General features: G+C 45.5%; 1 protein-coding gene. It reads right to left on the reverse strand.

Features of this window, described 5'->3' with window-relative positions; translation table 11 throughout:
• The coding region (locus M1F74_RS07225) for a MucBP domain-containing protein (RefSeq protein WP_247946749.1) at positions 1 to 415 on the reverse strand (415 nt) is incomplete at both ends.

Raw genomic sequence — 415 nt, forward strand, 5'->3', positions numbered from 1 at the left:
GCAACTTCATTGCCGTCTTCATCAACGTATTTCACGTCCACATTACCAGTCTTCGGTTGTGGTTGAGGAGCTGGAGTTTTCTTCTTGTAGACATAAACCACATGGCTGTCACCTTCAGTCACCTTACCATTAGCTGACGCGGAATTTGGAGATAATTTCACAAATTCATAGCCGTCAACATTTTTCGGACTTGTAGTGTAGTCTTCACCCACTGGGGCATTAGTCTTCACTTGCTCTGAAGGAGCAACTTCATTGCCGTCTTCATCAACGTATTTCACGTCCACATTACCAGTCTTCGGTTGTGGTTGAGGAGCTGGAGTAAATTCCCAAGTACCGATGAAGTGGGCATCCGCTCCATTGATGGTTTCTGATGCCTTGTCATAGGACTTAAAGCTCCATGTACCTTCTGCTGTCT

This window comes from Streptococcus oralis (genome assembly GCF_023109315.1).
In the GTDB taxonomy this organism is placed as follows: Bacteria; Bacillota; Bacilli; order Lactobacillales; family Streptococcaceae; genus Streptococcus; species Streptococcus oralis_BS.